Raw genomic sequence first — 6,196 nt, 5'->3', positions numbered from 1 at the left:
CATCAGGAGCCAGTGGCCGGGGAAGGTGCACATGTAGGGGTAGTCGCCGGCTTCTGCAGGGGCGGTGAACTCGATGGTTTCGGTCATGTTGGGCATGACGAGCTTGGTGTTGACCACGATGTCAGGCTTGGCCGCTTCGGGGATGTAGCTTTTGGCCATGCCCTGGGGATCGGCAAGCATGGCGTTTGCCAGTGCACCGACGGCGTCAAGTTTGCCGGGTTTGAGCAAAAGGAAATTGTGCGGCTGCGGGGCGATGCTGCCGGTGTTGTTGAGAGTGAGCTTCACCTTCTGTCCTGCGGTGACGCTGAGTTCAGTCTTGTCATAACCCAGCGGATTCTTAGCGTCCGGCTTGAGTTCGATGGTGGCGACGCTGGCATCCTGGGCAAGGCCGGAGAGTGCGAAGGTTGCGATGGAAAGGAGCAGGATACGGGTGTGTTTCATTTTTTGTGGGGGGGGGATTGGCGGGGGAAGCTTAATCGGGCCGTGTCGAGGCGGAATTTCAACTACTTTCGTGGCAGTTGAGCCAGGTATGCTACTGTCTGGCAAGAAAGTTTCTCCCCGCCTCCAGCGTAATCACAATGTATATGAACGAGTTTCGCGAAACCTCCCTCGCCGCCCATTCTCTCAGCCGCCGCCAAGTTTTGCGAGGGCTGGGTTCGATGATTTCACTGCCGCTGCTGGAATCATTCGGTGCGCGTGCTTTTGCTGCGAGCAAACCGGCGGCCAAGCCAGTTCGTGCCGCATGGATGTACATTCCCAATGGCGTGAATGTGGAGCAATGGATGCCCACGGGAGAAGGGGTGAATTATCAGCTTTCTCCTTCGCTGAAGCAGATCGAGCAGCATCGCAATGATTTCATGGTGGTCTCAGGTCTGATGCAGGATTTCGCTCGCAGCCATGGCAATGGCGGCGGTGACCATGCGCGTGCAACGGCCACTTTCCTCACGGGTTGCATGCCAAAGAAAACGGCGGGTGCAGACATTCATCTCGGCATCTCGGTGGATCAGATCGCGGCGCAAAAGATCGGCCATCTCACGCGGCTGCCGTCGCTGGAGCTGAGCACGGATGGGCAGCGCAGCTCGGGCAAGTGTGATTCCGGCTACTCCTGTGCCTATCAGTTCAATCTGGCATGGAAGAATGAGACCATGCCGATGGCTCCTGAAATGGACCCGCGTCTGGTGTTTGAACGCATGTTTGGCCTCGGTGCCACAGCGGGCAAAGGGCCGGAAGCGGCGCGTGCCAAGCGGATGCAGAAAAGCATTCTCGACACAGTTCTCGATGAAGCAAAAAGCCTGCAGGGCAAGGTGGATGCGGGAGATCGCCGCAAGCTTGACGAATACTTTTCCTCAGTGCGTGATATTGAGCTGCGCATCGAGCGTGCGGAGAAGTTTTCCGCGCAAATGCCCGATGTGAAAATCCCTGAGGGCATCCCTGATTCCTACGAGGAGCACATCCGCACCATGTTTGACCTGATGGTCCTCGCGTTCCAGACCGACACGACGCGTCTTTCGACGTTCATGCTCGCGCACGACGGCAGCAACCGGAGCTTCCCTGAGCTCGGCGTTCCGGACGCGCATCATTCGCTGTCCCATCATCAGAGCGATCCGCAGAAGCTGGCCAAGATCGCCAAGATCGACCAGTTCTATCTGCGTCAGTTCGGCTACTTCCTCGACAAGATGAAATCGGTGAAGGAAGGGGACAGCACCCTGCTGGACAATTCTATGATCGTATTCGGCGGTGGCATCGGAGATGGCAACCGCCATAACCATGACAATCTGCCGATCCTGTTGGCAGGCCGTGCCGGTGGTACTCTGACACCGGGCAAGCGCATGGTGCTGCCGGGTGAAACACCGATGACGAACCTTTACCTCTCGCTGCTGGACCGCCTCGGTGTGCCCGCAGAGAAGGTGGGAGACAGCACGGGCAAGCTGGAAGTCAGCTAAGTTGAGGGCCTGCGCCCTTTTTCACTTCAGCGCCCGCCGGGGATGAGTGGCCGCTTGATCGTGTCTGGCAGCCCAGGCGTGGACTTGCGAATGCCCGGAGGTGGCATGTTGTTGGAAGATGGGGCGATGGATTTGCCACGGCTGCCATTTTTAGAAATGCCTGGAGGCAGTTCATCCACTGCGGCGGTTTTCGGCGGTGCGGCACTGGCTTTGGGAACCATCGGCAGGGAATACCAGTGCATCTGTGGGACCGCGCTGAGTTCAACCCACTGCTGTGAGCCAAGTTTTTTCCATTCCAGCTCCACTACGGCCCACACATGAGTTTCCCACGGCATGCGGGTACGCAATTCCTGTGCAAGGGCGGAATCTTTGTCGAGGAACACGGATGCCTGGAAGGAATTGGGCGGGGCAGGGCTGACACGGAAGGCATCTTTACGATCCACGTTGGGCACGCCGTCTTCGAAGAAGTGATGGCGGATGATGCCGACATGAAAGCAAGCCTTGCCGGGCATGTAGGTCTGAAAGAATTTTTCCAGCATGCGGTCCTTGAATTCCACAAAGGCAACCCAGTCCACTTTGAAGCCGTCTTCTTTCTCCTCCAGCATGACTGGAACTGAAAACTCCCAGGTTTTGTTTTCCAGGCTCAAGATGCAGTGCTTGCCGGAACCGAGCTCGGGGTTGGGGTCCATGCGGACAAACTGAATGCGGTCCACCACGATGGGGCCGTCAGGCGCATGCGTGTAATAGCGCTCCATGTGGGGTTTCATCATGTCGGCGCCGAGCGTGTATTTGAGGCGCTCTTCGAGGGATTTTGCTTGGAGGAACTTTTTGAGTGCTTCCACGGCAGGCTGGGCCGCAGCTGGTACGTCATCTTCCTCAATGATGTGAGATTGTGCCAGGCTGGAGGGCGTGGAGGCCGGGGCACCTGGCGACTCCGCATTCATGACAGGTTTGGCGGGAACTTCTAGAAGTGTGCCTGCTGCTGGCGGCGGGACTGGTGTGGCGGCCATCGGTGTGGCACCTGTTGCCGAAGGGGGGCTGGGTACAACGGCTGTGGCGGCTTTTTCATCCGCTGCAACGGATGCCACCTTCGAGGGCGATGGTTCTTGAGGATCAAAACCAACAGTGATTGATGTCTGCTTGGCCTTGGCCTCGGAGGATGAGGAGGGAAGTGGGGCAGGCTTTTCCCCTGTCGCATTATTGGAAAGCTTGGACGATGTGCCAGGCTCTTGAGTGGGTATGAGCGGCGTCGGGGTGCCAGGCTCGTCCTTGGAGGTTTCTTCAGCCACATCATGCCCGGTAAGGCTTGGGATCAGGCCAGGGAAGTAATCCTTCAAGAGGAAGCCGACGAGACCGAGAAACCCGAGGAGGAAGACAGCAGCGAACGCGAGCCTGATGAAATTGGTCCCGCGTGGAGCTCTGAGGCTGGCAATGCTCCTTCCTGATGGAATGGGGGCCATGTGTGCTGCGGAAGCAGGGTCATGCCCGAGGGGGCCGCCCAGACTGAGAGAGGGGGCGCCTGCAGAATGGAGCTGTTGTGTGACCGGGGATAAGGGTGCGGGGGAAACATCTCTGCCGAGCAGTGACGAGCCTTGCAGGTTGCCCAGCATTCCAGGCATTCCGCCAGTGCCTCCCAGCGGCCCCATGTTCGGCAAAGCTGGCGCACCAGGAATGAAGCGTGACTGATTGGGCAGTCCATTTCCCGAGAGCCCGGAAGGCATATCGAGCGAAGCTAAATTCGGCATAGCTGCTGGTGATGCCGGAGGCGAAGACCAAGGTGTCTGGCCGGCAGGAACATTCATCGTCGTGCTCAGGGGCGGCTGGCCCGGAGCGCGCTTTGGAGGCAGTCCCGTGTTGAGATTCAGCCCTGCGTTGAGACCAGAGACCGGCATGCCTGTCCCTGGCATTTCTCCCATCAAGGGGGATTGTGGTGCTGGAGGCCAGGCGGGTGCTGGGGCAGGGGGCTGCGCGGCCACAGGTGCTGGAGACCAATGCGGCACTGGCACTTCGACGGGTGCAGGCGAGGGTGAAGTGACCGTTTGTCCGCAACTCGGGCACGGACCCGTGACGCCTGCCATTTGAGCAGGTACCGTCAGGATCGTGTGGCAGAAGCCACATTGAAACTGGATCGTGTCCGGGTTCATCAGATTAAATCATTATGGTCAATTTCACTAATTATCATTCAAGGATTGGTTTTGACAAATTGAAGTTGGAAAAGTGTCTGGTTTCTTGATGCTTGGGAGTCCTTGAAAATCAGGCATATCGGATCATGCCGCCGCCGCCGCCGGTAAAAGCGCCGCCTAGTCGAGGGGCCGTCTCAGGTTCGGCAAGCATCCAGACGCGGCGTTGCTTTCTAAGCTGCAGGAGGTGTAAAAATCGACGGCAGACGATGCCGATGAGGCCGAGGAGCAGCAGACTGACAGACATCCCAATCACTACTTGGGTGAGACTCTGGGTGTTTGGAGAAGCCGCGGGAACTTTTAACTGGGAACTGAATTCAGCCAGAGCCTGGTCTTTGTCAGTCTTGCCAGCCACATCAGTAATCAGAGCTTTCTGCAACCAGAACAGCCGTGTCGAAAGGTGGATGGTGTAGCGACGCAGTTGATCGTGTACATTGCTGGTTTGAAGGGACTCTTTCAGACATGCCTGAATCGTTTCACTGAGAAACTCCGTGGAAATCTGGTTGTGGATGGACCTGCTCACAAACAAACGCGTGCGCCAAGGTTCCCCCAGAGGGTAGACCACCAGGCAGGCATCTGATTGAAGCAGGCTGCCAGAGGCAAATTTTTCCAAGTCTGCACCCTCAGGAAGCTTTTGATCATGTCCGATCACCAAAACGTACAACTTGATGCGTGCATCCTGGGCATGGAATCCAAGAAGGCGCAGCATGTCATGATTCTGGATCTCAGGCACAAGCTGGTCAGGATCAATGAGGTGCTCTTTGGGCAGACTCTGACTGCATGCGGCAAGAAATTCCCGGGGAACGTCTTTGAGGGAAGCGAGCGGCGTGGGCAGTTGCACTGCGCTGGCCGGGCCTTGCGTTGGCAGTCCGAGGATGGCTTCGGGGAGAAAGAGCCGCATGTCTTCGGCCTGCAGACGGGGGGAGAGTTCGCTGTCGCGGCTGTTGAAAAAATGATCCAGCCGGGGACCGCTGGACAAGGGGGTATTGATGAGTTCGTTGATGTCAGAGCCGGACTCGCCACTTTTGGGAGGCAGAACTCCAGGGCTGTTGCCGCCAGGCAGACTTTCACGGAATTTCTTAAGCTCCTGCTCACTCCAGCGCGGCAGTGGCAATGAATGTTCCTCGGCTTTCTCAACAGGCTGGCCATCCTCGGCGGACGCATTTCCAGCAAAGCACAGCAGCGTGAGCAGCAGCACTAAGGGGAGATTTTTGGCGCTGGGAATTGCAGTTGCCATAGCGTCATGAAAGGGCTTGATCATGTCTTGGGGCGGATAAATCAGCCAGAGGCCGTGAGGTGGGCCGATGCCCACCCCTCAAAGGCTGCAGGCCGATGTCAGAAGCGGAGTCTGCCATGCCCGCTGCCTCGGGCTGCCATTGCATTGGACGGGCGTGTTTTTGCAACACCTCGCCAGCGCGAATGCAGGAGGCTTCAATGGCCATCCCGAAAGCGCCTTTGCTCAGATGGCCGCCGGCGGTTTGCATCATGCGGCTGATGATTTTTGGGCTGAAACATTTTTCAATGGCATATCCCAGGGTGATGCAGGCGGTTTGCGCTGAGGGATCCACAACCAGCACCATTCCAAAATCATTGCGGCGGCTGACTGAGTGTGTGTTGAACGCTCCTTGATTGAGCAGCCAGAAGCCCAGCTCTGCGACGCTTAAGTTATTGGGCAGCGTGCCTAAGTAGACGGCAAAAAAGGCTTGGGGGAAGCTGCGTTCAAAATCGTCCAGAATGATCTCGATGCGCCGGGTGTCTTCCAGCCGCAGGCAGTGGGCTGCATCGGTGATTCGTTCCAACCTAACCCATTGATTTCCAAGGTAGCTATGCAGTAATGTCGCAGAAAATCCGCAAGCAGAGCAGGTGCTCTGCTCTGAGCGGACGCTAGCTTGGCAGCGCGGACATTTCATTGTTATAGAATATATGGAATATACAACTAATCAAGCCCTATTTCGTCACTCATGACACAGAAAAAATGTTTACACCAGGTGGCCTTTGTGGTGTAACTATAAGTTGATTCAACAATTTAAAAACGAACGCTGACTTTCGCTGGCTTTCAAACTCCGAATTCAA

5 protein-coding genes are annotated in these 6,196 nt (G+C 56.9%); 1 reads left to right on the top strand and 4 read right to left on the bottom strand.

The annotated features are described in order from the left end of the window. Positions 1-441 (bottom strand): plastocyanin/azurin family copper-binding protein (locus ACIREA_RS04265; RefSeq protein ID WP_397380890.1); only part of this gene is annotated, 441 nt, incomplete at its 3' end. 143 nt (positions 442-584) lie between these two features. On the opposite strand from ACIREA_RS04265, the gene ACIREA_RS04260 reads away from it, so the two are divergent. Next, entirely contained in the window at positions 585-1,943 is a 1,359-nt protein-coding gene (locus ACIREA_RS04260) for a DUF1552 domain-containing protein (RefSeq protein ID WP_397380888.1), read from the top strand. Positions 1,944-1,969: 26 nt separating this feature from the next. Here the strand turns inward: ACIREA_RS04260 and ACIREA_RS04255 are convergent, their stop codons facing one another. The 3 genes from ACIREA_RS04255 to ACIREA_RS04245 form a co-directional block, all read right to left on the bottom strand. Then, positions 1,970-3,403 carry a hypothetical protein gene (locus ACIREA_RS04255; protein WP_397380886.1) on the bottom strand — a complete coding sequence of 478 codons (1,434 nt, stop codon included), beginning with the start codon at positions 3,401-3,403 and terminating at the stop codon, positions 1,970-1,972. Positions 3,404-4,196: 793 nt separating this feature from the next. Continuing rightward, entirely contained in the window at positions 4,197-5,384 is a 1,188-nt protein-coding gene (locus tag ACIREA_RS04250; protein WP_397380884.1) for a hypothetical protein, read from the bottom strand. After that, complete coding sequence (locus ACIREA_RS04245; RefSeq protein ID WP_397380882.1) at positions 5,365-6,033, bottom strand: TPM domain-containing protein; 669 nt, start codon at positions 6,031-6,033, stop codon at positions 5,365-5,367. Before ACIREA_RS04245 ends, ACIREA_RS04250 begins: the two co-directional genes overlap by 20 nt. Positions 6,034-6,196: the final 163 nt, after the last annotated feature.

The sequence above is a fragment of the Prosthecobacter sp. genome (assembly GCF_044373815.1).
In the GTDB taxonomy this organism is placed as follows: Bacteria; Verrucomicrobiota; Verrucomicrobiia; order Verrucomicrobiales; family Verrucomicrobiaceae; genus Prosthecobacter.
Note: the sequence above shows the minus strand (reverse complement) of the source record. Positions and strands in the feature narration are given on the sequence as shown.

Coding starts and splice junctions, on each gene's coding strand:
- ACIREA_RS04245 (WP_397380882.1), bottom strand. CDS start 6,033: ATGAAATGTCCGCGCTGCCAAGCTAGCGTCCGCTCAGAGCAGAGCACC.
- ACIREA_RS04260 (WP_397380888.1), top strand. CDS start 585: ATGAACGAGTTTCGCGAAACCTCCCTCGCCGCCCATTCTCTCAGCCGC.
- ACIREA_RS04250 (WP_397380884.1), bottom strand. CDS start 5,384: ATGATCAAGCCCTTTCATGACGCTATGGCAACTGCAATTCCCAGCGCC.
- ACIREA_RS04255 (WP_397380886.1), bottom strand. CDS start 3,403: ATGGCCCCCATTCCATCAGGAAGGAGCATTGCCAGCCTCAGAGCTCCA.